The sequence below is a fragment of the Ruegeria sp. HKCCA6837 genome, from assembly GCF_013034475.1.
Taxonomy (GTDB): domain Bacteria; phylum Pseudomonadota; class Alphaproteobacteria; order Rhodobacterales; family Rhodobacteraceae; genus Ruegeria.
The window spans coordinates 18,484-43,337 of the sequence record NZ_WQGD01000012.1 but is presented as its reverse complement, the minus strand read 5'-3'; the positions used below and the strand labels follow the sequence as shown (position 1 = coordinate 43,337).

Here is a 24,854-nt window from a genome sequence, read left to right as displayed (position 1 = left end):
AATTCCAGTCTGATTTCAATTTTGGAGAAAATAGATCGCTTGACCTAAATCCGGAGAGCCAAATGCCATCTGACAATGTCGTCGCTTTGCCATCTGCAATTTCTTCGCTGGGCAGTGAGGTTCGACAGTTGCGCAAGGCTCGCCAACTCACTCTCAAACAGTTGAGCGAAGAGGCGGGTATTTCGCTCAGCCATGTGTCGGCGATTGAACGCGGTGTATCCAAACCTTCGGTTGACGTCCTGCAAGACATTGCGAGCGCCTTAGGCGTCACGCCTGACTGGTTTTTTGCCCGACGCGCCGGTGCTGGACCGATGGAGCAAGCGTTTGTTGTGCGTGCTCAGAACCGCCGTGCCCTTAATACACTTTACGGTCAGGATGCGGCAGAGCTTGGCTATACCGACCAATTGTTGTCCAGCTCGATTGGTGGGCAGTTTTACATGGGTATGGCGGTCTATGCGCCGCATTCAGAACGCCCCGAGGATCCTTTGCAGGAACACGAAGGTGAAGAACACGGGTTGGTTCTTGAGGGCGAGCTGGAAATGCAGATCGGTGATGAATTCATTACTCTGCGCGCCGGGGACAGCTACAGTTTTGACGCACGTATTCCGCACCATGCCCGCAATCGAACAGACCGGGTCTGCCGCCTGATCTGGGCAGTCTCACCAGTGGTCATTCCAAAGGATGTCGCGGTGACCAATGCTGCGGAACAGGAGACGCGGCAATGACCCGCGATGTTCTGTTACAGCCCTACCAATTGAAGCACCTGACCTTGAAAAACAGGATCATGACCACCAGTCATGAGCCAGCATATCCCGAAGATGGAATGCCCAAGGAACGTTACCGCGCCTATCACGAAATGCGTGCGAAAGCGGGTGTTGCCATGACGATGACCGCAGGTTCTGCCACTGTCAGCCGGGACAGCCCGCCAGTCTTCAACAACATCCTTGCCTACAAGGACGAGGTGGTGCGCTGGATGGGTGAACTGACCGACGCCTGCCATGTCCATGGTTGTGCCGTGATGATCCAGCTGACCCATCTGGGGCGGCGCACCGGTTGGAACAAGGGCGATTGGCTGCCGTCTCTGTCGCCGTCGCATTATCGTGAACCTGCGCATCGGGCCTTTCCGAAGAAGATGGAAGACTTCGACATCGAGCGGATTGTGACCGATTATGCCGACGCCGCCGAACGGATGCAGGCTGCTGGGTTGGACGGGATCGAGTTGCAGGCCTACGGGCACCTGCTGGATCAGTTCTGGTCGCCGCTGACCAACACGATGGACTCGCCGTTTGGGGGAAATCTCGACGACCGATTGCGCTTTGGTTTCATGGTCTTGGATGCAATTCGCGACCGTGTGGGTCCAGAGTTTATCGTTGGGGTGCGCTACACCGCCGACGAGGTCCAAAAGGGCGGCATTACTCAGGAGGAGGGGTTGGAAATCGCGCGCAGGCTGCGCGATAGCGGTCAGGTTGACTTTCTGAACGTTATTCGCGGGCGCATTCATACCGACCCCGCCATGACGGATGTGATCCCCGTGCAGGGCATGAAAAGTGCGCCACATCTGGATTTTGCCGGGCGCGTGCGGGCCGAGATTGGAATGCCAACTTTTCATGCTTCGCGCATCCCAGATGTGGCGACGGCGCGCCATGCCGTGGCCTCGGGCCTATTGGATATGGTCGGGATGACCCGTGCCCACATGGCAGATCCGTTGATTGTGTCCAAGATACAAGCCGGGCAGGAGGATGACATCCGACCTTGCGTAGGGGCGACCTATTGCTTGGATCGCATCTATCAGGCTGGTGAAGCATTATGTATTCACAACCCGGCAACCGGGCGCGAATTGACCATGCCACATATCATACCGGTGGCTGAAACACGTCGTCGCGCGGTCATTGTGGGCGCAGGTCCGGGTGGGCTTGAAGCAGCGCGCGTTGCAGCAGAGCGCGGGCATGAAGTCACCGTTCTAGAGGCCGCACCTGAACCCGGCGGACAGGTGCGCCTGACCGCGCAATCCAAACGCCGGGCCGAAATGATCGGGATCATCGACTGGCGCATGGCCCAATGTGCGGCGCGGGACGTGAAATTTCATTTTAACACCTTCGCCGATGTCGCGGACGTAACCGCGCTGTCGCCGGACATGGTTGTGATCGCAACGGGTGGTTTGCCCGAGACGACGATCCTCGATTCGGGCAATGAACTGGCGATTTCTGCTTGGGACATTCTGTCTGGCGATGTGCAGCCGGGTGAAAACGTGCTGATCTATGATGATGCGGGGGACCATCCTGCGCTGATGGCGGCCGAAGTTATCGCCGCCACCGGCGCGCGTGTCGAAATCATGACACGTGATCGCAGTTTCGCGCCGGAAGTGATGGCGATGAACCTGGTGCCGTATATGCGTGCGCTGCAAAAGACCGGCGCCGTTTTCACGGTGACACGTACACTGAACGCGATCGAGAAATCCGGCAATCAGCTATTGGCCCATGTCGGTACCGATTACTCGGACCTGAGAGAGAAACAGTATTACGATCAGATAGTTGTCAATCAGGGCACCCTACCGCTGGGCGACCTTTACTTTGATCTCAAACCGCTTTCGCGCAATAGGGGTGCCGTAGATCAAGGCGCACTTGTCTCGGGCACGGGCCAATTGTTTCCACAGTCAAACCCCGAGGCGGAATTTGACCTCTATCGTATCGGAGACGCCGTATCGGCACGCAACATTCACGCTGCAATCTATGACGCGCTGCGGATTGGAATTCGGTGGTGACATGCGTGCAAAACCAAGTTTTGTAGACGAGTTTGAAAAGCAATAAAGGAAAAATTAGCAAAAATTCTTGCGAAAAAGAAAAGTTGTCGTAGCATTCCTGAAACACCTAGTAACCGAAGGGAGGATTCGTGAGCCAGGGCGCATCAAGAAAATACAGCCGTACTGCGAGCGAAGAGGGCCTGGCGGCCTTTGGGGCCGAGGTACGTCAGCTGCGCAAAGCACGTCAGATGACACTGGCCGAGCTTGCGACCAGCAGCGGTGTTTCGATCAGCCATCTCAGCGCAATCGAGCGCGGAACGGTCAGCGCCTCGCTCAACAAAATCTCGCGAATTGCGGACGCTCTGGGCGTGCCAGAGGAATGGTTTTTCAATCACCGCCCCGGATCCGGCCCGTTAGAGCGCGCCTATGTTGTGCGGCAGTCCAACCGCCGCAATCTGAACCTGCTGTATGATGAGCCCATCGAGCAGTCGGGCTATGCAGATCAGTTGCTGTCCAGCTCTATCGGTGGCGGGTTCTGTCTGGGCGTGTCGGACTATCGCCCCTATTCCGAGCAGGTTGTTGACCAGTACTTCTCGCGCGATGGCGAGATGCACGGGGTCATTCTGGATGGTGAATTGGAATTGGTGATGGAAGATGAAACCGTCACCTTGCGCACGGGTGACAGCTTTAGCTTTCCCGGTGAAATCCTGCACGTCCTGCGCAACGTAACTGACCAACCTGCGCGTATGATCTGGGTGAACTCACCCGTGATCATTCCAAGATTCTCAGCGCTTGGCGCTGACGAGCAACTGCCACAGTCACACAAGAAAAAGAACGGATAACGCCTGCTGGCACCTGAAGTCGCGGGCTCTGCCCGCAAGCAACCACGCCGGACAGATGCCCGGATACGAAGACAAACAGGGAGTAAGCAAATGAGTTCGATTTTCAAAGGGGACGTTTCCCGACGCTCCGTTTTGGCCGGAGCTGGCGCATTGGGCGCAGCCAGCCTTGCCTTTCCGCATATGGCCGTCAGCGCCGATGGGACGGTTCTGACCATCCGGTCTTATAGTGACCTGCAAGTGTTGGACCCCGCATTTTGGCTGGCGCTGCCCGAAGCCGATATCATGCGGTCGATCTATGCCCCACTGGTGTCGAACCAGCAAGGCGACGATTGGAACTGGCGCCCCGTTGCGGTCGAAAGCATCGAACAGCTGGACGACCTGACCATCGCCTTCAAGCTGCGCGACAATATCGGCTTTACGGACGGCTTTGGCCAAATGACGGCTGACGACGTGAAGTTCTCGATCGAGCGGATTGCTGATCCAGCCAATGAAAGTCCATACGCTGGCGACTGGAGCGCGCTGAAAGAGGTTGAGGTCAAGGACAACCTCTCAGGCCTGATCCATCTGAAAAACAAATTCGTTCCGCTTTGGACGACAACCTTGCCAACACCTGCGTCCTGCATCGTGTCGCGCAAGGCTGTCGGGGAAATCGGCGGCAAGATCGGGTCTGAGCCGGTGGCGCAATCCGGCCAGTATATTCTGACCGAATGGGTGCCCAAACAGAAAACCGTTCTGAAACGCAACCCGGACTGGGCGTATGAGCCGGGCGGATACGAGGAAATTCACATCCTGCCGATCGAAGACCCCTCGACCGCCGAGCTGGGTTTCGAAGCTGGTGATCTGGATTACACTTGGACTTCGGTTTCCTCGCTGCCGCGGCTCAAGGAAAACCCACCTGCGGGGTCGGTCGTCGAAGAAAAACCCTCGTTGGCCTATGTCTGGCTGGGCATGAATCAGGACAACGAAGCGTTGAAAGACGTTCGTATCCGCCGGGCTATCCAGCACGCGATTGACCGGCAAACGGTTGTCGATGCGGCCTATTTCGGGGCTGCCGCCGTTGGCAACGGTATCATCGCACCGGGTCTGCCGGGCAGCCGCGACAGTGTCACCTATGACTATGACCCGGACAAGGCGCGCGAGTTGCTAGCCGAGGCAGGCGCCGAGGGCATGACCGTTACCTTGGACATCCTGAACCAGTCGGAACGTCTGACGGCAGCGCAGGTCATTCAGGCCAATCTGGCCGATGTTGGGATCACCTGCGAGATCAAACAGAATGACAGCGGTACGTTCTGGACACTGGGGTCCAAGGATGGTGATTACTTCATGAACCTGCAACTGGTACTCAGCCGGTTCTCGATGAACCCTGACCCAAGCTGGGCGACGGTCTGGTTCACGCCGGAACAAGTTGGCGTCTGGAACTGGGAACGGTTCAACAACGAGGAATACAAAGCGCTGCACGAAGAAGGTCTGGTCGAAAGCGATGCGGCCAAGCGTGATGAGATCTACAAGAAGATGCAGGGTCTCATGGATGAAAGCGGCTGCTACGTCTTCCTGACGCATGAGGTAGTTGGCCTGATCCACAAGGATACGGTCGATCCGGGCCTCAAGCCGAATGGCGAGCCGTTGTTGCCGCTGTTCAAACCCGCCTAATCCACGCAAGCGGGCGGCATCCAACTGCCGCCCGTCCGCCAATAGGGGGCGCGTATGCTAAGCTATTTTTTCAAACGGCTTGGACTGGCTGCTGCGATTGTCTCGGTCGCCATGTTCCTGCTGTTTTGCATGATCTACCTGATCCCGGGCGATCCGGCCTCGGTAGCATTGGGCCCTCGGGCGACCGAGGAAATGCGCGCTGCCCTGCGCGAGAAGATGGGGCTGAACCAGCCAGTTCTGGTTCAGTTCTGGAATTTCTACATCGGAGCATGGACAGGTGATCTTGGGGATGAGGTTCTATCTGGCCGTCCCGTCACCACGGTTGTCTTCGAACAACTGCCCTACACGCTGGCCCTGATCGTCGGTGGCATCACGTGGTCGGTGGCGCTTGGTATCCCGCTAGGCTGCTGGGCTGCGGTCAGCCGCGGCAGCTGGGCCGACCGTATTGTAGGCATTCTCTCGGTGGCTGTGATCGCCGTGCCTTCGTTCGTGATTGCGATATATGCCCTGTTGATCTTTTCTGTTGAGCTACGCTGGCTGCCTGCTATCGGCGCGGGCGAACCCGGCGATTTGGGCGATCAATTGACCCACCTGATCCTGCCTTCCCTGGCGGTTGGTCTGGGCTGGGTTGGCTACATCGCCCGCATGGTCCGCGCCTCGATGCTCGAAGTGCTTGAGGCCAGCCATATTCGCACCGCGCGCGCCTTTGGCCTGCCAGACAGGACGATCACCTATCGCTACGCCCTGTCGATCGCGATCCTGCCCACAGTCACCTTGCTGGGTGTTGGTATCGGTCAGATGCTCTCGTCGGCTGTCTTTGCCGAGATCGTCTTTGCCCGACCCGGCGTTGGCAAGCTGGTCTATGACGCCATCCTAACCCGCAACTTCCCCATTGTGACAGGCACCGTTCTGATCACAACCGTCTTGTTCGTTCTGCTCAACCTGTTGGCAGATCTCATTATCGGAGCTTTGGATCCCCGTGTCAGAAGCAGTTTCTAATCCCGCCCCCGGGCGCATGGCCGAGCTGTGGCGCCCGATCCGCAAAATCCTGCGAGAACCTTTGGGCGCGCTGGGATTGTTCCTTGTCCTGTTTGTCATCTTCGGCGCCGTTTTCGCCGATCTGTTAACCAGTTGGGACCCGACCAAGATTAATCCGCGGGACCGATTTCAGGGACCAAGCGCCAATCACCTGATGGGTACGGATCAGTTGGGCCGGGACCTGTTTGCACGCGTGCTACACGGCGGACGGATTGCCTTGTTTGTCGCGCTGGTCTCGACGGCGGTTTCGCTGGTGATCGGCATCGTTCTCGGTCTGATCGCAGGTTACGGGCCGCGTTGGCTGGACAACCTGATGATCTTGCTGTTCGACGCAATGAAGAGCTTTCCAACCGTCATGCTGGCCCTTGCGCTGGTGACGCTGATGGGGCCGTCACTGACCGCCGTGATGGTTGTTGTCGTTCTGGTCACCGTGCCTGGATATGCGCGGATCATCCGAACCCAGACCATTGCATTGAAAACCTCGGAATACGTCACGGCAGCGCAAAGTATGGGCGCGTCATCGGCGCGTATCCTGCGGGTACATATTCTGCCCAACGTGATCGGGCCGCTAGTTATCCTCGCGTCGATGGACATTCCGGTCGTCATCGGGATTGAGGCGGGCATGAGCTTTCTGGGCCTTGGTGTTCGCCCGCCAACCCCAAGCTGGGGCTCGATCCTGAATGACGGGTTCACCAATATCCGCGACACCGCCTGGATCGCGATTGCCGGCGGTGTGCCGATCATCATCACAACGCTGGGCTTTACCTTCCTGGGTGAGACGCTGCGGGACGTGTTTGATCCCCGGCTGAAAGGACGCTGATGACCACGCTGCGCATAGACAACCTGAACGTCAGCTTCTCGACCGAAGCCGGGCCGCTGCATGCGTTGAAAAACGTCAGTTTCGATGTACCGGAAAACCGGATTGTCGGCATCGTGGGCGAATCCGGCTGCGGGAAATCCACGTTGATCAACGCCATTTTGGGCCTGCTGGCAGACAATGGTAGCATCGAGGGTGGCTCGATCCTGTTCGAAGGGCAGGATGAACTGACAAGCCTGCCCTCGTCGCGGATGCGCGACCTGCGCGGCCCGCGCATAGCCACCGTGTTTCAGGACCCGATGGGCGCGTTGAACCCGGTCATCTCGGTCGGAAAGCAGATGCTGAATATCCAGTATCGCTCGACCTTGTCGAAAGACGAAAAGATGAACCGCGCTGTCGAGATGCTGGAACTGGTCCGCATTCCTGATGCCCGCGCGGCGCTGGCGCGGTATCCGCATCAGTTCTCGGGCGGGATGAAACAGCGGATTGCCATCGCCATGGCGCTGATGATGGAACCCGCCCTTCTAATCGCGGATGAACCCACAACGGCGTTGGATGCGACACTTGAGGTGACCACGATCGAGTTGCTCAAGGATTTGCAGCAGAAAATCGGCTGTTCGGTCATGTTCATTTCGCACCATCTGGGTGTCATCGCCGAACTGTGTGATGACGTTGTGGTCATGTATGCGGGTGAAGTGGTGGAGCGCGGCACCGTCCGCCAGATATTCCAAGACCCTCGCCACCCTTACACAGCGCGATTGCTTGAATGCGACCCGGCGCGGCAAAGCGAACGCACCCGGCATCTGCCGACAATCCCCGGAGAAATCCCTGATCTGCGCGCGCGGCCCGCAGGCTGTATCTTTGCCAATCGGTGCGATCTCGTGAGCGACGCCTGCTCGGCCCCTCCGCCCGACAAAGACATCGGAGACGGTCATGTCGCGCGCTGCATTATTGCAGATTGTCCCGAGGAAACCGGAGTGACTGCATGAGTAGCGATCCCATTCTCAAGGTTGAAGACGTCCAGGTTTCTTTCCCAGTCGGTGGGTTCGGGCGTCGAAACTCGATCCTGGGCGTGGCCGGGGTGAGTTTTGAAGTTAACCGAGGCGAAACCTTTGCACTCGTTGGAGAAAGCGGGTCGGGTAAAACGACCCTCGCGCGGGCTGTGAATGGTCTGCAGGAAATTAGCGCAGGATCCATAACGTTCGAAGATCAACGTATCGACGAGTTAGACCCAAGGGCGATGAAGCCTGTCCGCAAACGCATGTCGATGATGTTTCAAGACCCAGTAGGATCCCTTTCACCTCGTATGACCGTGGGTGATCTGGTGACGGAACCATTCCGCATTCACGGCATCGAAGGGCGTAATCTGCGGGATGAAGCCGAGCGTCTGCTGACGCTGGTCGGTTTGCCCACAAGCTTTGACTCGCGCTTCCCGCATCAGTTGTCAGGAGGGCAGGCTCGGCGGGTTGGAGTGGCACGAGCCATCGCATTGGACCCGGCGTTGATTATCGCAGACGAACCGACTGCGGGACTGGATGTTTCGGTTCAGGGTGAGGTGCTGAACCTGCTGAACGATTTGCGGGAACGTCTTGGGCTGGCAATGGTGATTATCACGCACAATCTGCACGTGGTGCATCATGTGGCGGATCGAACTGCCGTAATGTATCTGGGTCGATTTGTAGAAGCTGGTGAAACCGAAGAGGTATTCAGCGCGCCGCAGCATCCCTATACCGCAGCACTGCTCTCGGCCAACCCCGAGCCTGATCCGGACAAGACCCACGACCGGATCACCTTGCCGGCTGAAGTCCCTTCGCTGTTGGCTCGACCGTCGGGTTGTGAGTTCCACACCCGTTGTCCCTGGGCTCAATCGCAGTGCAGTTTTGATGCTCCTGAAAGACATGTTACGGATGAGCGGGCAATCGCATGCCACTTCCCGCTGGCACCTGGGGCCCGCCCGCCTGAGCAAAAAGAAAGCGTCTTGTCATGAGTAATGTTGAGGTCATCGAAACCGTCTGGATACCAATGCCTGACGGAACGCAGTTGGCAGCAAGACTGTGGTTGCCCGAAGCGGCGAAAACCACTCCGCTGCCCTGCATCCTCGAATACATACCCTACCGTCGTCGAGACCGCACGCGAATGCGCGACGAAAGTATGCACCCGCATTTTGCAGCCGCTGGGTATGCTTCGATTCGGGTGGATATTCGGGGCTATGGGGATAGCGACGGCATTGCTGAAGACGAGTATTCACATCAGGAAACCCAAGACGGACACGACGTCATCCAGTGGATCGCAGATCAGGACTGGTGTGATGGAAATGTGGGAATGTTCGGAAAAAGTTGGGGGGCATATAATGCGTTCCAAGTCGCGGCAACACGACCCCCGGCCTTGAAGGCTATCGCGCCGGTGATGGGAACGGATGATCGATGGCGCGAGGATATCCATTTCTACGGCGGTTGTCTGGCCAACGATAATTTCTGGTGGGGCTCCATCATGCAGCTCTACAATGCGATGCCGCCCGATCCCGAGATCGTAGGTGAAGACCGCTGGATCGACATGTGGCGCGAACGTATGGAGGGGGCCAGTTTCTGGCCTGCCATGTGGCTGGAACACCAAACCCATGATGAGATGTGGCGACGCGGCTCGATTTGCGAAAACTACGCCGACGTCGAGGTTCCGGTTTACTTTTTCGGCGGGTGGATGGACCTTTATCGCGACACCCCGTTCCGTATCGCTCAACATCTCAGCGGTCCTGTGAAAATCCTGATGGGGCCCTGGGCCCACCTGTATCCACATGAAGGGGTGCCGGGCCCCAAGGCCGATTTTGTAGGGGAAGTCCTTAGGTTCTGGGACCATTGGTTAAAGGGTATCGACACCGGATTAATGGATGAACCACTCTTGCGGTTCTTCATGCAGGAAAGCGCGGCACCAAGTGGAACTCATCTGCAACGTGAAGGACGCTGGGTCGAAGAACCAAGCTGGCCCTCGCCAAACGTCAAAGATCATTCGATGTGGTTAAACGACGGTACTCTGGACATTAAGCCGCGTACTGGCTCTACAATGTCCATTTGCTCGCCACAGAACTTTGGGGCCGCTGCAGGCGATATGTGTTCGTTTGCCATACCCGGCGACATGGCTGAAGACTGCCGGATCGATGCGGCAGGGGCACTGCAATTCAAAGGTGATCCTCTGGAAGCAGCGGTTGACGTTCTGGGCCAGCCCTCTGTTGAAATCACAGTTTCTGCGGATCAGGAGCAAGGCTTCGTTGCTGCTTTGTTGGTCGACGAAGCCCCCAGCGGTGCGCAAACCCTGATTTCTCGGGGGTTCTGCAATCTGAACCATCGGATTGGTGACACCAACCCGACCGCAATTGTGCCGGGCGAGGACATGACCGTGACCATACCGCTTTACGGCAGCGGTTACCGTGTCATGCCCGGTCATCGCATCGTAGTGCAGATAGCCTCGGCTTATTGGCCTGTGCTTTGGCCCGCACCTGCACCCGTAACGCTGACGATCCAGTCGGGGTCATCGTGTTTGCATCTGCCTGTTCGCACGCAAAAGGGGCAAGAATCGGAACCACGCGCGCTGCCCGAGCCAAGCGAGCCTCAAACGGCGCCCCGAAAAACGAAAGTGCGGTCAGGTTCAATGGAACGCTCTATCCGCACTGATCTGACCAACGGAGAAACCATTCACAGGTTTTTCCTTGATGGTGGCGTTTTCGGACCAGTGGGCGATTTCCGCCTCGACGATATTGGAACAGTGTTAAGCGACGTTTCAGATCGGCGTTACACAATCCATCCCAGCGATCCACTTTCGGCCACTGCCACGATGGAGCAGACGGCCGGTTTCGACCGCGAAGGCTGGTCGGCCAAGATCTGGACCTATTCGGAACAGAAAGCGACACCGACAGAGTTTCATTTGACCTCACGTCTCAAGGCTTGGGCAGGAACCGAACTTGTCTATGAGGAGGAGAATGTGCACGTCATCCCTCGTAACGGGATGTAGCCACTAAAACCCAACCAAGTATCCGGCCAAACAGACTACTGTCGGCAGTATAATAACAGGAGAAGAATGATGTCGGTATTCTTGCAGTTTGGACCGCGGGCCGAGACGCATCAACTATCGGTCGGGGGTGTGACCATGCGAGTTGTTACCGAGGGTGAGGGGCCTGCTATCGTATTTGTACCTGGTGGGGACCAAACTGCTGAAGCCTATTCAGAACAGTTCTCGCGCTTATCCGACAGCTTTCGTTGCATCACCTATGATCCTCGCGGTGCGGGCGAGACCCAATCACCCCCGCCTCCCTGGACGATGAACGACTATGCTGCCGACTGTGCGGCGGTGATCGATGCGTTTGCGGGTGGTCGCGCAACTGTATGTGGCTTGTCGTTGGGTGGCCTCGTTACACAGCAAACTGCGATCGACTTTCCTGACAAGGTTCAACTTGCCATTCCCATGGGAACTTCCGCCTATATCGATGGGTTCACGCGCGACTGGATGCAAGCCGAGATTGACCTTCGAAAAGATGGCATAACCCTACCCGACTACTTTCTTGCCCCCCACTATGCGGTCTATGCCTTTCCAGCCAAAGCGCTGCACGAACCAGAACTGTGGGAACAGCTCAAGGCATCTTACACCGAACGCTTCCGCGACCGCGATCCGCAAGCCACAATCGATCAATGGGAAGCGTGCCTGAACTTCGATTGCCGCGAAGATCTGAAAACCTGCCCGGTCCCTATACATGTAGTCGCTTTCTCTGAGGACGTTCAGACCGCTCCAGTCATGTGCAAGGTTGTTTCGGACCTGGCGCAGAACGGAACATTCCACGAGATCCCAGGGCTGGGACATGTTTCCATGACACGCCACAAACCTGACGTCGTAGCGAAAAAACTACGCGAGATTTTAAGCGCCGAATTGGTGCAGCAGTAAACGGCTGACCAGTTAGATGAGAATTGCAATTGCAGGATTTCAGCACGAAACCAACACCTTCGTGGAAAGCCCAACGCGACTGAGTGATTTTGAACAGGCAGATAGCTGGCCAGAATTGCTGCGGGGGCGGGACGTTTTGGGCGTGACGGATGGTATGAATCTGCCCATCGCCGGATTCGCAAAGGCGGCGTTGGCGGAAGGCGTGGAATTACTACCCATTCTGTGGTGCGCAGCAGAACCGGGCGGCAAGGTAACAGACCACGCCTTTGACACCATCGCGGGGCTCATAACTGACAACCTTCAGGGAATGATGCCGCTCGACGGTGTTTACCTGGACCTGCATGGTGCCATGGTGACAGAGTCATGGGATGATGGCGAGGGTGAGCTTTTGGCGCGGATCAGACAGATCATTGGGCCGGATCTTCCGCTTGTTGCAAGCCTTGATATGCATGCCAATATCTCGCAACAAATGGTGAATTACTCGGATGCAATGACCATTTTCCGCACCTACCCGCATCTTGATATGGCAGCCACAGGCGCACGGGCGTATCGGATGATACGCGAAATCCATGCAAATGGCCGACCCGCGAAATCATGGAGACAAGGGGAGTATCTGATCCCGCTGCACAGCCAGTATACAGAAGTGGCGCCAGCCCAAACGCTGTATGGAACTCTGAAGGCGTTCGACGGGCCCGGCACGCGACTGGTTGAACTCGCCATGGGGTTTACCGCAGCGGACACAGCTGATTGTGGTCCATCCGTGCTGGCGTATAGTTCCTCTCAGCCCGACGCCGAGGCAATGGCCGGGCATGTTTTTGCAAAGTTGCAAGCAGCTGAAACACAGTTCGAAACAGCTTTGCTAACCCCAAAGGACGCAGTCGAAACCGCCCAAAAGGCAACTGGCGCTGGGCCTGTTGTGATTGCGGATGTACAGGACAATCCAGGTGCCGGTGCGTCGGCGGACACCACTGGGCTGCTGCGTGAACTTGTTATTCAGAATACCCCACTTTCCATTCTTGGGCTGTTGCATGATCCGCAATTGGCGGCAAAAGCCCATGCCAGGGGTCCAGGTGCAGAATTTGAGGCAGAAATTGGCGGTCGAGGCCTTGGCGAAACGCCATATTTGGCAAATGTGCGTGTGCATCATCTGAGCGATGGCCAATGTCGTTACACGGGCGAAATGTATGGCGGCGGGATTGCAACGCTGGGTCCTTCGACGGCATTGCAGCTGATTGGAACGCAAATTCATGTCATAGTCACCAGCATTCGAAATCAATGTCTGGATCTGGCGCAAATTCGGCTGTTCAATCTGGAACCGGAACGCGCTCGGATCATTTGCGTCAAAAGCACAACCCACTTCCGAGCCGATTTTGAACCCATCGCGCAAGACGTCCTGTTATGCGCCGCGCCGGGGCAGTTTCCCTGTGAACTCAAACATGTAAACTATACAAAGCTGCGATCAGGGGTTCGAATACTCGGAGGATAATTCAAATCCCCAACCCTGTCTCGCAACTTAGCACAGCACAATTTTCCACACTGTAGCCAGGCCAGACAATGGGTGCTGGGGTATCAGTTATTATGCATCCGCCTTTATCAAATCGCTGGCTTTTTCTCCGATCATTATCGCTGGTGCATTGGTGTTTCCACTGACGATTTCCGGCATGATCGAGCAATCGGCCACCCGCAGGTTTTGTATCCCGTGCACCTTTAGCTTTGCATCAACAACCGATGTCTTGGTGCTGCCCATCGCGCAGGTGCCGGTTGGGTGATAGATTGATGCAGTGTTCGATCTGGCCCAATCCAGCGTGCCTTCATAGTCATCGTGGCTTAACTCTGCCGTTGGCCGAAACTCCTCTGAAATTTTTGACGCCAGAGGGTTCTGTTTAGCGATCCTGCGCGCGATGTTCACACCATCCACAATTGTGCGGCAATCCGTTTCTGTAGACAGGTAGTTTGGAATTATTTTGACATGTTTAGACGGATCCGGGCCGTTAAGGCGCAATTCCCCCCGACTTTCCGGGCGTAATTGACAAACCGACATTGTAAAGGCGGAAAACGGATGCACGCCCTCGCCGGGGCTGTCGGCGGACCAGGGCTGAACGTGGAATTGAATATCGGGGGTCTCAACATCCGGGCGGGTCTTCATGAATCCGGTTGCAAGGCTTGCAGCCATGGTCATTGGCCCTGCGCGGAACAACGCGTATTTCAGGGCAATGCGCGCCTGATTGAAGAGGCTGCGGACTTCGTCATTCAATGTCGGTTCATTGCACTTGAATACCAGCCGTGCCTGTAAGTGATCCTGCAGGCCCTTGCCGACACCCGGCAAGGCGTGCAGCGGTTCAATACCGTTTTCTTTCAGGTGGTCCGGGTCCCCGATCCCTGAAAGCATTAGAATCTGTGGTGAGTTTATCGCGCCGCCTGACAGAATGACTTCGCGACGAACTTTCAGCGTTTGCTCGACCCCAGAGCGATCCCGATATACCAGACCGGTCGCCTTTTTCTTGTCCATGACCACGCGTGACACCAACGCGTTGGTGATGATGTTTAAGTTTTGGCGGCCTTTTATGGGCTTTAGATAGGCCACGGCGGCACTGCATCGGCGGCCGTTGCGCGTAGTCAGCTGAAAATACCCAACACCCTCTTGTTTGGCGCCGTTGTAATCGGGGTTAAACGGGTAGCCTGCCGCTTGTGCAGCGGCGACCCACGCGTCGCAGATAGGACGTTGGATACGCATGTTGGACACGGACAAAGGCCCGCCAACACCGTGATATTCGTCTGCGCCCCGCTCTTGATCTTCACAGCGTTTGAACAGAGGCAGGACGTCATCCCAGCCCCATCCTTCATTGCCCATTTGCCGCCAGCGGTCATAGTCTTCCTTTTGACCGCGTACGTATAGCAACCCGTTCAACGAGGATGAGCCGCCCAACACTTTGCCGCGTGGCCAGTCGATCGAGCGCCCGTTCAACCCCGGATCAGGTTCGGTGCGATAACACCAGTCGACCGTGGGGTTATGCATGGTTTTGAAATAGCCAACGGGGATGTGAATCCACGGGTTGCTGTCGCGGCCACCAGCCTCAAGCAATGCAACACTCGTGTTGGGGTCGGCGCTGAGCCGATTGGCAATCACGCAGCCTGCGGAACCGGCCCCGACAATCGCATAATCCACTTCCATTATCGCCTCCTCCCAATGCCGCTGAAAAAAACTCTATGCAAGATAGAGGAATTATACTAGCCTTTTTTGATACAAAACGTCTCAATAATTGCAATCAGGGAGGTAAGCAATGGAGATCGGTAAGAAACTGAGTGGTATTTCGCGGCGGGATTTCTTCCGTGTGGCGGGCCGTTACGGCATGAGCTCGACGCTGTTGGCAGCAGGCGGGTTCGGTGGAGCGATGAGTTTGGCGAATCTGGCTCAGGCCGCCGAATCAACCTATGAAAAGCGCTTTTCTAAAGAGCCGAAACACACGCTGAAGTTTGGTGCTTCTGGATTCAACACTCGCAACCTGCTGATCGAACGCGCCGGTGCGATCGAGTTCGCGCGTGATCTTGAGGAACGCACTGACGGAGAGATCCGGATTGAGTTCATCGGCGACAATCAGATCTGCGGACAGCTGAGCTGTGTCGAGAAGACCCAGCAGGGGATCGTCGACATTTACGCGGCCTCGACCCAGAACTCGGCCGGTGGCGCGCCTTACCTGAACGTGTTGGATTATGCTTACATGTTCCCGAGCCGCGCGGCGCAGTATCACTTTTTCTACAGCCCCGCGAGCCAGCGCATCCTGCGGGATCCCCTGGAAAAACGGCACGGGTTAAAGTTCCTGTTCACCCATTGCGAACTGCGCGGTCTGCAAATGGGTTCGACCTTTGCGGACAAGCCGACCGTGACCAAGCTGGAAGAGCTGTTTGGCACAAAGAACCGCGTGACGGGCACGCAGCTTGGCCGCATCGCCATGCAGCTCTTGAATCTGAACCCTGTGCCGGTGGCATGGGAAGAAACGCTGGACGCTTTGAAAACCGGTCTGATCGACGGCGCCGAAACTTGGGCCTCGGCAGTAGCCTACGCCAATATGGCACCGGTCGTATCTCAGTCGGTCAACCTGAAGTTCTTCTGCGGAACCGAGCATACATCGATGTCGGCCAAGGTCTTTGACGGTTTGGGCGGCGAGTTGCAGGATGCAGTGATGGAGTCCTCTTACTTCACTCAGGCTTTGATTCAGGGTGCGAACGAGGCCGCGCTGCTGAACACAGTTGGGTTCTCAGAGCCGCAATTGCCCAACACGATCTTTGCTGAGAACGGTGTGCGTCCGGCCTTCCTGCCCGACGATCAGATCAAATTGGCCGAGGAGATGTGTGCCCCCAACTATAACCCTGAACCTTGGGCGCAGTGGCGTGAGCGTCTGAACAAATGGGCCGGTGGCATCGACACCTATCAGGAAATCTACGACATCGCGCGTGAGATTCCAGCAGACATGCTGCCGGAGAATGTCGAGCCACGCCGTTGGTGGATGGGCCAGGCCTGATAAGCTTCTGCGAACCGGCCCATAGCGGGCCGGTTCGATGCAAAACCGACTGGGAGGACGGGGTACATGTCGTTTTGGGCAGAAACAGGCGCGATATTCAGCGCCTTTCTCAGCCAGGATTCCTTCGAGATTCAATCTGCGCTGGAATCGAACGCGACCTGGGTATTGGGCGCGGTCGTCGCGGCCCTGGGCGGGGTCGCGATCATGCTGATTTATCGGGCAGTGCCCTTTGTCGAACGCCATCTGGAGCGGTCGGTGATGGTGTATTCCTATCTCGCCATCGCGCTGATCATCTTCTGGGGTGTTATTGATCGGTTCGTCTTTAACGATCAGGAGCCGTGGTCGACGACCATCCCGCCGCTCTTGTTCATGGTCATGGCGTGGTTCGGCGCGTCTTATAACGTCCGTCTGCGCACTCATCTGAGTTTTAGCGAATTTCGAACCGCTATGCCCCGTGGCGGACAGCTGACCTGTCTGATCCTTGATGCGATTTTGTGGTTTGGCTTTGCAGTTATCGTAATCGTGACCACCACGCGTCTGGTGGCGTTGTCGGCGTCAAATTTCCAGATCGTTCTGGGCACGGACAACATCATGCAGTGGTGGTTCCTTCTGGCTGCGCCGCTGTCTTTCTTTCTGATGGTTGGGCGGGTCTTTCAGAACCTGGCAGGTGATCTTCACAACTGGAAAACGGGTGAGCCGCTTATCAAGCAGGCCGTGATTGGGGCAGACTGATGGCTGACGGAACTTTGGTGACATTAATCTCGCTGGGCGTGACCTTTCTGTTCATGCTGGGCGTGCCCGTTTTTCTGGTCATTGGATATTGGGTGATCGGTTGCTCCTTTGTGCTGGGTCTCACCCTGGACAACATGGGTGCCGAGCTTCTCAATGTCTTCAACAAGGGCTTTGCTCTTTTGGCGATGCCCCTGTTCATTCTGACCGGTGACCTCATCAACAAATCCGGCATTGCCCGAAGGCTCAGCGACTTTGCCTACGCCTGTCTGGGCTGGATACGCGGCGGGCTGGCAATGGCCTCGCTTGGGGCATGCGGGTTGTTTGCGGCGATCTCGGGGTCGAACTCGGCGACGACGGCTACAATCGGCTCGATGCTGCATCCAGAGATGGTCAAGGGCGGCTATGATGAACGTTTCAGTGCGGCCACAGCGGCAGCGGGTGGCACGGTGGGGATCATCATTCCCCCATCAATCATCTTCATCGTCTATGGGTTTTTGATGAATCTGCCAATTTCCGAACTTTTTGTGGCAGGGATTCTACCCGGCGCACTGATGGTTATCGGGATGCAATTTGCTTGCTGGATTATCTGCCGCATGAACGGGTGGGGCTACCTGATCCCGTTGCAGCTGAACCGTGTCCTGAAAACGGCGTTTGGCGCTTGGCTTGGTTTCTTCGCCATTGGTTTGGTGCTATGGGGCATTTACACAGGCAAGTTTTCCCCGACCGAGGCCGCAGGTGTAACTGTTGGCTTCTGCGTCATTGCCGGTCTGGTCAGCTATCCGATCAATCGGATCATGGGCGCACGGAACGACATTCCACCAACCGAGAAAAGCTTTGCCGAAATGTTCGTGGTTGAAGGTTTTACAATCCCCGAGATCCCGTCGATCGTGATCCGTTCGGCGCAGATCACCGGCATTCTTGCGCCGCTGATCGCTGTTTCTGTGGTGATGCAACAGATCCTGTCCTTGCTAGGGGCGCAGCAAACCATTGGCGATTTCGTGACTTCAATGGGTGGCTATTATGCGGTTCTGTTCACTTCGATGGTCATCGTCTTCTTTTCGGGCATGGTGCTGGAGAGTTTGCCAGTCACAATCATCCTTGCCCCGATCCTTGCCCCGATTGCAGCTTCGGTTGGAATCGATCCGATTCATTTTTCGGTGATCTTCCTGGTTGGGGCATCTATCGGGTTCATCACACCACCTTACGGTCTAAATCTCTATGTGGCTTCGGGCGTGACAGGCGTACCCTATTTCCGGTTGTTGCGATACACGGTGCCGTATCTGGTGGCGTTGCTGTCGGTTTGGATTTTGGTGTCGCTTGTGCCCGATCTGGCCTTGATCCTACTGCCAAATAGCTAGACTGTTACGGGATGGCTGAAACGGAAACACAAGAGAAAGAAACTCAGATCCCGACCAACTTGCGCCTTCTTCTCATTCTTGAGGAGGTGGCGCGGCGCGGGGTGGCTGTCAAACCATCGGACTTGATCGAAACACTTGGGCTGGCCAAGCCAACCATTCATCGTTTGTTGCAAACGGCAGAAGCCGAAGGTTTCCTGCAACGCGATCTGGACGGTCGCTCTTATGGACCAGGTCGCCGGTTACGGTTGCTTTCGGTCAATACAATGTCGTCAGAGCATCTGCGAACAGCACGTTTGGCAATCTTGCGCAGTGTCGCGGAAGAAGTGGGCGAGACCTGCAATCTGGCGATCCCGGACCGCGAGGGAATGATTTATCTTGACCGGGTCGAAACGAAGTGGCCTTTGCGCATTCAGTTGCCTGTCGGTACGCAAGTGCCTTTCCATTGCACCGCAAGCGGCAAGATGTATTTGTCCACACTGCGGCAGAAAACGTTGGATGGGTTTCTTTCAGCAGGAAACTTACTGCCGCAGACTGAACACTCGTTGACGGATCCCAAAGCTTTGCAAGCGGAAATCCGGCGTATATCCGAAAACAATTTTTCCACAGATGACGAGGAGTTCATGGCCGGAATGACAGCTCTTGCTGTGCCGATTCAAGATGGGCAGGGCAGGTTGGCTGGAACGCTATCGGTTCATGCCCCAACACAACGTCACGATGTCAAAAGCCTGATGTCGTTTCTGGGCACGCTGCAAAAAGGGGCGAAAAAGCTTTCGGCGATGTTAGCCGAATGATCAGCACCTGAGATGACAGTTACGATGTAAATTTCCTTCCCTGCCGTCTCCGGTATCCTCGATCGTGCCCCCTGTGACAACGTTCTGATAATCTTGTGCCTTTGGTCCGGTTTCAAACAACACTGTCGTGTTTCCGAGCGGCGCAAAGGACCGTTTGCGAGTGCTTTGGGGTTGGTTATGCCTTGCTCGACGATATTGCGCTCGATCTCGTCGCGGCTGGTGTCCAGGGCCTTGAATGCGAGCGTGTCTCCCAGCGCACCTGATAAGAATCTGCCGTCGGACACGCGTTAATTGTCGGTAGCAATAAGGAACTCCACATCGCCTTTGACAGCTTCCGGGTATCTTGAAGGGTCGCGAAGCATGATCGCGAGAAGAAGTCGCTACATCCTTGAAAGCCCAGCATTGGTGTTCAAAAGAAATTGGCGGAATATCGGGCTGCTTGCCGCGCCAATTCCGCGCGCGTTCTCTCCGACCGCCGCAGCTTCGACGACCGGAGGGATCAAACCCCGTTTATCCTGATTGACCAGATACCGGCGAACCCGGGCGACCAGTTCATCCCGCACTTCGGGTGGGAATGCGCCATCGATGAAAATTGCTTCGAAGTCGATGACAGCGCAGATGGACAATGCCGCTTTTGCCAATTCCTGCGCAGTGGTGCCGATCCATGGGTCCACATATCGGGAAATGCTGCTCCAATCCTGCGGTTTTCTCCAAAGAACCCCGGGGTCGACACCTGCTTCGATCAGCCTGTCCTCGAGCAGAAACAGTGATGCAGTGTCGATCAGTTGCTGGCTTTCACCCAATGGGCCTGTTGTGCGCATCGCGCCTAAGGCACCTGCATTGCCTTGGTTGCCCTCGAACACCGTGCCGTTCAACGCGACGCCACCGCCGATCATCGAGCCGATGAAGAAATAGAAATAGTCGCGATACTCGGCCCCACGACCATAGAGATGCTCAGCGTGACACGCGGCAGTAGCATCGTTAACCACAAAGACCGGAAGATCGCTGAATTTGGCAACTTCGGAAAAGAAATTCACGTTTTTCCACGACCTGAATTTCTTGGCTGCAAGCCCTGACAGGTCATGCCACTTCCAAAGTTCGAACGGAGTACCGATTCCGATACCGCACACTCGGTCCCGAAGAGTCCGAGGTTCGTGTGAGAGGAGCGTCTCCAGCCCAGACTCCAGAAAGCCGAAAATGACCTCTGGTAGCGGATAGTCATACGTGGTGGAGAGTTGGCGGCGCGGCGTGCCCAAAAAGTCGATCAACAGCAGATCGGCACTACGCCGTCCAATCTTCATCCCCACCGACAAGATGCCTTCCGGGTTCAATTCCATGGGGATTGAGGGCTTCCCCACTTTGCCGCGCAACGGGGTTCCACGTTTGAGAATCCCGTCCTTTTCAAGTTTGCGCAAAATTATTGATACAGTTTGCGGAGACAGGCCTGTTAACCGCGCAACGTCCGCGCCAGCGGTGGGCCCATGTCGCTGTAAAACCGTCAAAATCAGACGTTCGTTGTGATCGCGAACCCCGCTTTGACTTACCCCGCCGGTCAGTGATTTAAGAGCCTCTTTCTCCATAAGTTTGAACATAAACGCCTTATTTTCTTATGAAAAGACATCCGCGCAAATTAATAAATAAACTTTATTTATTTATTGACAGAGAGGCCAGAATCACTGTTCTCTGATTGAGACCTTCATTGGAGGATGAGGTCGGGTCTTGCTGGCATGCCGTGCGAGGCAACAACAATTTTCTGGGAGGACAACATGAGAAATCTATTCAAGATTGCCGCATCAGCGACTGCGCTTACGATGGCCGCAGCATCCGCCCAAGCGGCTGGTGAAACCGTTTGCCTGATTACCAAGACGGATACCAATCCATTTTTTGTAAAGATGAAGGAAGGTGCCACAGCCAAAGCCGAAGAGCTTGGCATGACGCTTAAGGCTTTTGCAGGTAAGGTCGACGGCGACCACGAAACTCAGGTTCAGGCGATCGAAACCTGCATTCTTGATGGCGCAAAGGGAATTCTGCTCACGGCGTCTGACACAAGCTCGATTGTACCGGCTGTTCAGCAGGCGCGCGACGCTGGACTTCTGGTGATTGCGCTGGACACACCGCTGAGCCCAATTGACTCGGCGGATGCTACATTTGCCACGGACAACTACAAAGCTGGTTTACTGATCGGACAATGGGCAAAGGCCAAAATGGGTGATGCAGCTGCCGACGCCAAAATTGCGACACTTGATCTGAACGTCAGCCAGCCAACAGTGGATGTTCTTCGCAACCAAGGTTTCCTGGATGGCTTCGGTGTAGACTTGGCCGACCCCAACGTGATCGGTGACGAAACCGATGCGCGCCTGGTTGGCAGCGATGTAACCGACGGCAACGAGGAAGGTGGCCGACGTGCAATGGAAAACCTTCTGGCAAAAGATCCAACAATCAATGTCGTTCACACGATCAATGAACCAGCAGCGGCAGGTGCTTACGAAGCTCTGAAGTCTATCGGACGTGAGAACGACGTGCTGATCGTCTCGGTTGATGGCGGCTGCCCCGGTGTCCAAAACGTAGAGGCAGGTGTCATTGGTGCCACCAGTCAGCAGTACCCGCTGTTAATGGCCTCGCTGGGTGTCGAAGCCATCAAGAAATGGGCGGACGAAGGTGTGAAGCCCGAAAATACGCCCGGGAAAGACTTCTACGATACCGGCGTTGCACTGATTACCGACCAACCAGTTGACGGCGTCGAGTCTATTTCGGTCGCCGAAGGCCTGGATCTCTGCTGGGGCTAAGCAAGCACCAATTGGATGAGGCGCGTCGCAGCGCCTCATCCTTTCTGTTCACCGAAAAACCGAAACTTCCTTTAAACTGATCTCGTGGCTGCGATGCGCGCTAGGGAAGGGGGAGAGATGTCTGAAGCAAAACGAGGCGCCCAGGAGTTTGAGACTGCTGCCAGTCCGAAAGAGACCGTGGCTGAATTTGAGAGCCACCGGCGCGGCATGTTGGGGAAGTTACAGCACCTTCTCCACGTCAACCCATCTTTTGTGCCTTTGATCGTATTGGTCGGAGCAATATTGATCTTTGGCTTGCTATTGGGTTCAAAATTCTTCTCGCCCTTCGCAATGACCCTGATCCTGCAACAGGTTCAGATTGTAGGTATCGTCGCCGCAGCGCAAAGTTTGGTCATTCTGACCGCCGGCATTGACCTAAGCGTCGGGGCGATCATGGTGTTTTCTTCTGTCATTATGGGGCAATTCACCTTCCGCTACGGTATTCCGGTACCAATTGCCGTCATGTGCGGTCTGGCCGTTGGCACGATGATCGGAGCTTTGAACGGTTGGCTTGTCAGTCGCGTCAAGCTGCCCCCCTTCATTGTCACACTCGGGATGTGGCAGATCGTTCTTGCGACCAACTTTTTGTACTCTGCGAACGAAACCATTCGCAGTCAGGATATCGAAGCCAACGCCCCCTTCCTTCAGTTCTTCGGAACAAAGTTCAGCATTGGCGGGGCGACTTTTACCGTTGGCGTCATATTCATGCTCACGCTTATCTTTGTGCTGGCTTATGCGCTCAAACACACAGCGTGGGGCCGACACGTATATGCCGTAGGGGATGACCCCGAGGCCGCCGAGCTGTCCGGTGTCAACGTCCACAGAACCCTAATGTCCGTCTACATGCTGTCCGGTCTGATCTGCGCTTTTGCGGGCTGGGCTTTGATCGGGCGCATCGGATCGGTCTCACCAACCTCCGGCCAATTGGCCAACATTGAAAGCATCACCGCTGTCGTGATCGGAGGTATTTCTTTGTTCGGCGGCCGTGGCTCCATTCTGGGGTCCCTGTTCGGGGCGCTGATCGTGGGTGTCTTCACCCTCGGGCTGAGGTTGCTTGGCGCAGATGCGCAGTGGACCTTCTTGCTTATCGGGCTTCTCATCATCGCAGCAGTCGCAGTCGACCAGTGGATCAGAAAGGTATCGGGCTGATGTCAGACACAACTCCAGTCGTCCAAGGGCGCGGGATCGTGAAGCGCTATGGCCACGTCACCGCCATCGACCATTCCGACTTTGAGCTGCGCCAAGGTGAAATCCTTGCGGTCATCGGAGACAACGGTGCGGGCAAGTCGTCTATCGTCAAGGCGATTTGCGGCGCTACGATCCCGGATGAGGGTGAGATCTTGATCGAAGGGAAGAGAGTCAACTTCACCTCACCGATCGACGCTCGCAACATGGGGATTGAGATCGTCTATCAGCAGCTTGCGATGTCCCCGGCGTTATCCATTGCGGACAACATGTTCATGGGTCGCGAGATCCGCAAACAGGGCTTCATGGGCAAATACCTGCGTCAGCTTGACCGACCTGCAATGGAAAAGTTCGCTCGTGAGAAACTGACCGAGCTTGGGCTGATGACCGTTCAATCCATCAACCAAGCGGTTGAGACGCTTTCGGGTGGACAGCGCCAGGGTGTTGCCGTTGCCCGCGCAGCCGCCTTCGCGACCAAGTTCATTATCATGGACGAACCGACGGCTGCTTTGGGGGTCAAGGAAAGCCGCAAGGTGCTTGAACTTATTCAGGATGTACGCGCGCGTGGCATTCCGATCATCCTAATCAGCCACAACATGCCGCATGTCTTTGAAGTTGCAGATCGCATCCATGTGCACCGACTAGGCAAACGGCTCTGCACGATCGATCCCAAGGACTATACGATGTCCGACGCCGTCGCCTTCATGACCGGCGCCAAAGAGCCCCCGAAAGAGGACGCCGCGTGATCAAGCAGGACGTAGAGCGCGTTTGCGATTTGATTTCCTCCCGGAGGCAGGTTGAGGTCCGGACGATTGTTGCAATTGCCGGCCCTCCTGCGTCCGGTAAATCGACCTTGGCAGAAACCGTTGTAAAATCGCTGAACACTCAGCAAAACTCGGTGGTTCCGTTTGCGACTCTGATCCCGATGGACGGCTACCATTTGGACAACGGTGTACTCGAACCGCGCGGTCTGCTGCCGAGAAAAGGCGCGCCAGAAACCTTCGACGGTATTGGGTTTTGCGATGCAATCAGACGGCTTCAGTCTGCACGGCATGAGCTCTTTTACCCAAAATTCGACCGCCATATGGATATTGCCATCGCAAACGCGATTGCTGTTCACCCTGAAACGCCAGTTGTTGTTGTAGAAGGAAACTACCTTCTGATGGACAGCGACCCGTGGAGGACAGTGGCGGATGCGTATGCTGCAACGGTTTTCATAAGCCCAACTTTGGAAGAACTCGAAAGCAGGCTGCAACAGCGATGGATAAAGCATGGATTTGACCCAAAATCCGCGCTTCGACGTGCTAAATCTAACGATCTGCCCAATGCCCAGCTTGTTATTCGCAACAGCAGGAAAGCAGACCTAAACTTAAACCAGAATTATACGGAAACCGGCACACGCTACGCTTTTTGACCCGGTTTTCCAGGCA

Annotated in this window: 21 protein-coding genes; 19 read left to right on the top strand and 2 right to left on the bottom strand. The window is 56.0% G+C overall.

The genetic code is table 11. The annotated features are described in order from the left end of the window. Positions 1-62 precede the first annotated feature (62 nt). The 11 genes from GOV91_RS16110 (at position 63) to GOV91_RS16060 (ending at position 13,499) form a co-directional block, all read left to right on the top strand. Positions 63-725 (top strand): helix-turn-helix domain-containing protein, encoded by a 663-nt coding sequence (locus tag GOV91_RS16110; RefSeq protein WP_171236256.1) that lies wholly within the window; start codon positions 63-65, stop codon positions 723-725. Continuing rightward, positions 722-2,761 (top strand): NADH:flavin oxidoreductase, encoded by a 2,040-nt coding sequence (locus GOV91_RS16105; protein WP_171236255.1) that lies wholly within the window; start codon positions 722-724, stop codon positions 2,759-2,761. The genes GOV91_RS16110 and GOV91_RS16105 overlap by 4 nt, the downstream gene beginning before the upstream one ends. Positions 2,762-2,889: 128 nt before the next feature. Next, a complete protein-coding gene (locus GOV91_RS16100) occupies positions 2,890-3,582 on the top strand; it encodes an XRE family transcriptional regulator (RefSeq protein WP_170572598.1) in 693 nt (230 codons plus the stop codon). Between the two features lie 90 nt (positions 3,583-3,672). Beyond that, positions 3,673-5,232, top strand: a complete 1,560-nt coding sequence (locus GOV91_RS16095) for an ABC transporter substrate-binding protein (RefSeq protein WP_170707374.1) — start codon at positions 3,673-3,675, stop codon at positions 5,230-5,232. Between the two features lie 54 nt (positions 5,233-5,286). Continuing rightward, entirely contained in the window at positions 5,287-6,231 is a 945-nt protein-coding gene (locus tag GOV91_RS16090) for an ABC transporter permease (protein WP_171236254.1), read from the top strand. Further along, entirely contained in the window at positions 6,212-7,090 is an 879-nt protein-coding gene (locus tag GOV91_RS16085) for an ABC transporter permease (protein WP_348540080.1), read from the top strand. Before GOV91_RS16090 ends, GOV91_RS16085 begins: the two co-directional genes overlap by 20 nt. Next, positions 7,090-8,076 carry an ABC transporter ATP-binding protein gene (locus GOV91_RS16080; RefSeq protein ID WP_171236253.1) on the top strand — a complete coding sequence of 329 codons (987 nt, stop codon included), beginning with the start codon at positions 7,090-7,092 and terminating at the stop codon, positions 8,074-8,076. The genes GOV91_RS16085 and GOV91_RS16080 overlap by 1 nt, the downstream gene beginning before the upstream one ends. Next, a complete protein-coding gene (locus GOV91_RS16075; protein WP_171236252.1) occupies positions 8,073-9,074 on the top strand; it encodes an ABC transporter ATP-binding protein in 1,002 nt (333 codons plus the stop codon). Before GOV91_RS16080 ends, GOV91_RS16075 begins: the two co-directional genes overlap by 4 nt. Then, positions 9,071-11,089 carry a CocE/NonD family hydrolase gene (locus tag GOV91_RS16070; RefSeq protein ID WP_171236251.1) on the top strand — a complete coding sequence of 673 codons (2,019 nt, stop codon included), beginning with the start codon at positions 9,071-9,073 and terminating at the stop codon, positions 11,087-11,089. Before GOV91_RS16075 ends, GOV91_RS16070 begins: the two co-directional genes overlap by 4 nt. 69 nt (positions 11,090-11,158) lie before the next feature. Then, the gene (locus GOV91_RS16065) at positions 11,159-12,013 is read left to right on the top strand and encodes an alpha/beta fold hydrolase (RefSeq protein WP_171236250.1); all 855 of its coding nucleotides are present in this window, start codon (positions 11,159-11,161) and stop codon (positions 12,011-12,013) included. A gap of 16 nt (positions 12,014-12,029) precedes the next feature. Next, complete coding sequence (locus GOV91_RS16060; RefSeq protein ID WP_171236249.1) at positions 12,030-13,499, top strand: M81 family metallopeptidase; 1,470 nt, start codon at positions 12,030-12,032, stop codon at positions 13,497-13,499. Between the two features lie 90 nt (positions 13,500-13,589). On the opposite strand, the gene GOV91_RS16055 is transcribed toward GOV91_RS16060, so the two are convergent. Next, complete coding sequence (locus GOV91_RS16055; RefSeq protein WP_171236248.1) at positions 13,590-15,185, bottom strand: GMC family oxidoreductase; 1,596 nt, start codon at positions 15,183-15,185, stop codon at positions 13,590-13,592. Positions 15,186-15,294: 109 nt separating this feature from the next. Between GOV91_RS16055 and GOV91_RS16050 the strand changes: the two genes are divergently transcribed. From GOV91_RS16050 to GOV91_RS16035, 4 genes are all read left to right on the top strand, one after another. Next, the gene (locus GOV91_RS16050; RefSeq protein WP_171176463.1) at positions 15,295-16,533 is read left to right on the top strand and encodes a TRAP transporter substrate-binding protein; all 1,239 of its coding nucleotides are present in this window, start codon (positions 15,295-15,297) and stop codon (positions 16,531-16,533) included. A 66-nt stretch (positions 16,534-16,599) separates the two neighbouring features. Further along, positions 16,600-17,265: a TRAP transporter small permease gene (locus GOV91_RS16045; protein WP_171236247.1), complete on the top strand. Its 666-nt coding sequence runs from the start codon at positions 16,600-16,602 to the stop codon at positions 17,263-17,265. Then, positions 17,265-18,623: a TRAP transporter large permease gene (locus tag GOV91_RS16040; RefSeq protein WP_171236246.1), complete on the top strand. Its 1,359-nt coding sequence runs from the start codon at positions 17,265-17,267 to the stop codon at positions 18,621-18,623. The genes GOV91_RS16045 and GOV91_RS16040 overlap by 1 nt, the downstream gene beginning before the upstream one ends. Before the next feature lie 11 nt (positions 18,624-18,634). Beyond that, positions 18,635-19,414: an IclR family transcriptional regulator gene (locus GOV91_RS16035; RefSeq protein ID WP_171236245.1), complete on the top strand. Its 780-nt coding sequence runs from the start codon at positions 18,635-18,637 to the stop codon at positions 19,412-19,414. Between the two features lie 380 nt (positions 19,415-19,794). On the opposite strand, the gene GOV91_RS16030 is transcribed toward GOV91_RS16035, so the two are convergent. Beyond that, complete coding sequence (locus GOV91_RS16030) at positions 19,795-20,994, bottom strand: ROK family transcriptional regulator (RefSeq protein ID WP_171177281.1); 1,200 nt, start codon at positions 20,992-20,994, stop codon at positions 19,795-19,797. Positions 20,995-21,225: 231 nt separating this feature from the next. On the opposite strand from GOV91_RS16030, the gene GOV91_RS16025 reads away from it, so the two are divergent. The 4 genes from GOV91_RS16025 (at position 21,226) to GOV91_RS16010 (ending at position 24,838) form a co-directional block, all read left to right on the top strand. After that, positions 21,226-22,200, top strand: a complete 975-nt coding sequence (locus tag GOV91_RS16025; RefSeq protein ID WP_245223183.1) for a sugar ABC transporter substrate-binding protein — start codon at positions 21,226-21,228, stop codon at positions 22,198-22,200. Positions 22,201-22,317: 117 nt separating this feature from the next. Continuing rightward, complete coding sequence (locus GOV91_RS16020) at positions 22,318-23,388, top strand: ABC transporter permease (RefSeq protein WP_171176475.1); 1,071 nt, start codon at positions 22,318-22,320, stop codon at positions 23,386-23,388. Beyond that, positions 23,388-24,170: an ATP-binding cassette domain-containing protein gene (locus GOV91_RS16015; RefSeq protein WP_171176477.1), complete on the top strand. Its 783-nt coding sequence runs from the start codon at positions 23,388-23,390 to the stop codon at positions 24,168-24,170. The genes GOV91_RS16020 and GOV91_RS16015 overlap by 1 nt, the downstream gene beginning before the upstream one ends. Next, a complete protein-coding gene (locus GOV91_RS16010) occupies positions 24,167-24,838 on the top strand; it encodes a uridine kinase (protein ID WP_171236244.1) in 672 nt (223 codons plus the stop codon). Before GOV91_RS16015 ends, GOV91_RS16010 begins: the two co-directional genes overlap by 4 nt. Positions 24,839-24,854: the final 16 nt, after the last annotated feature.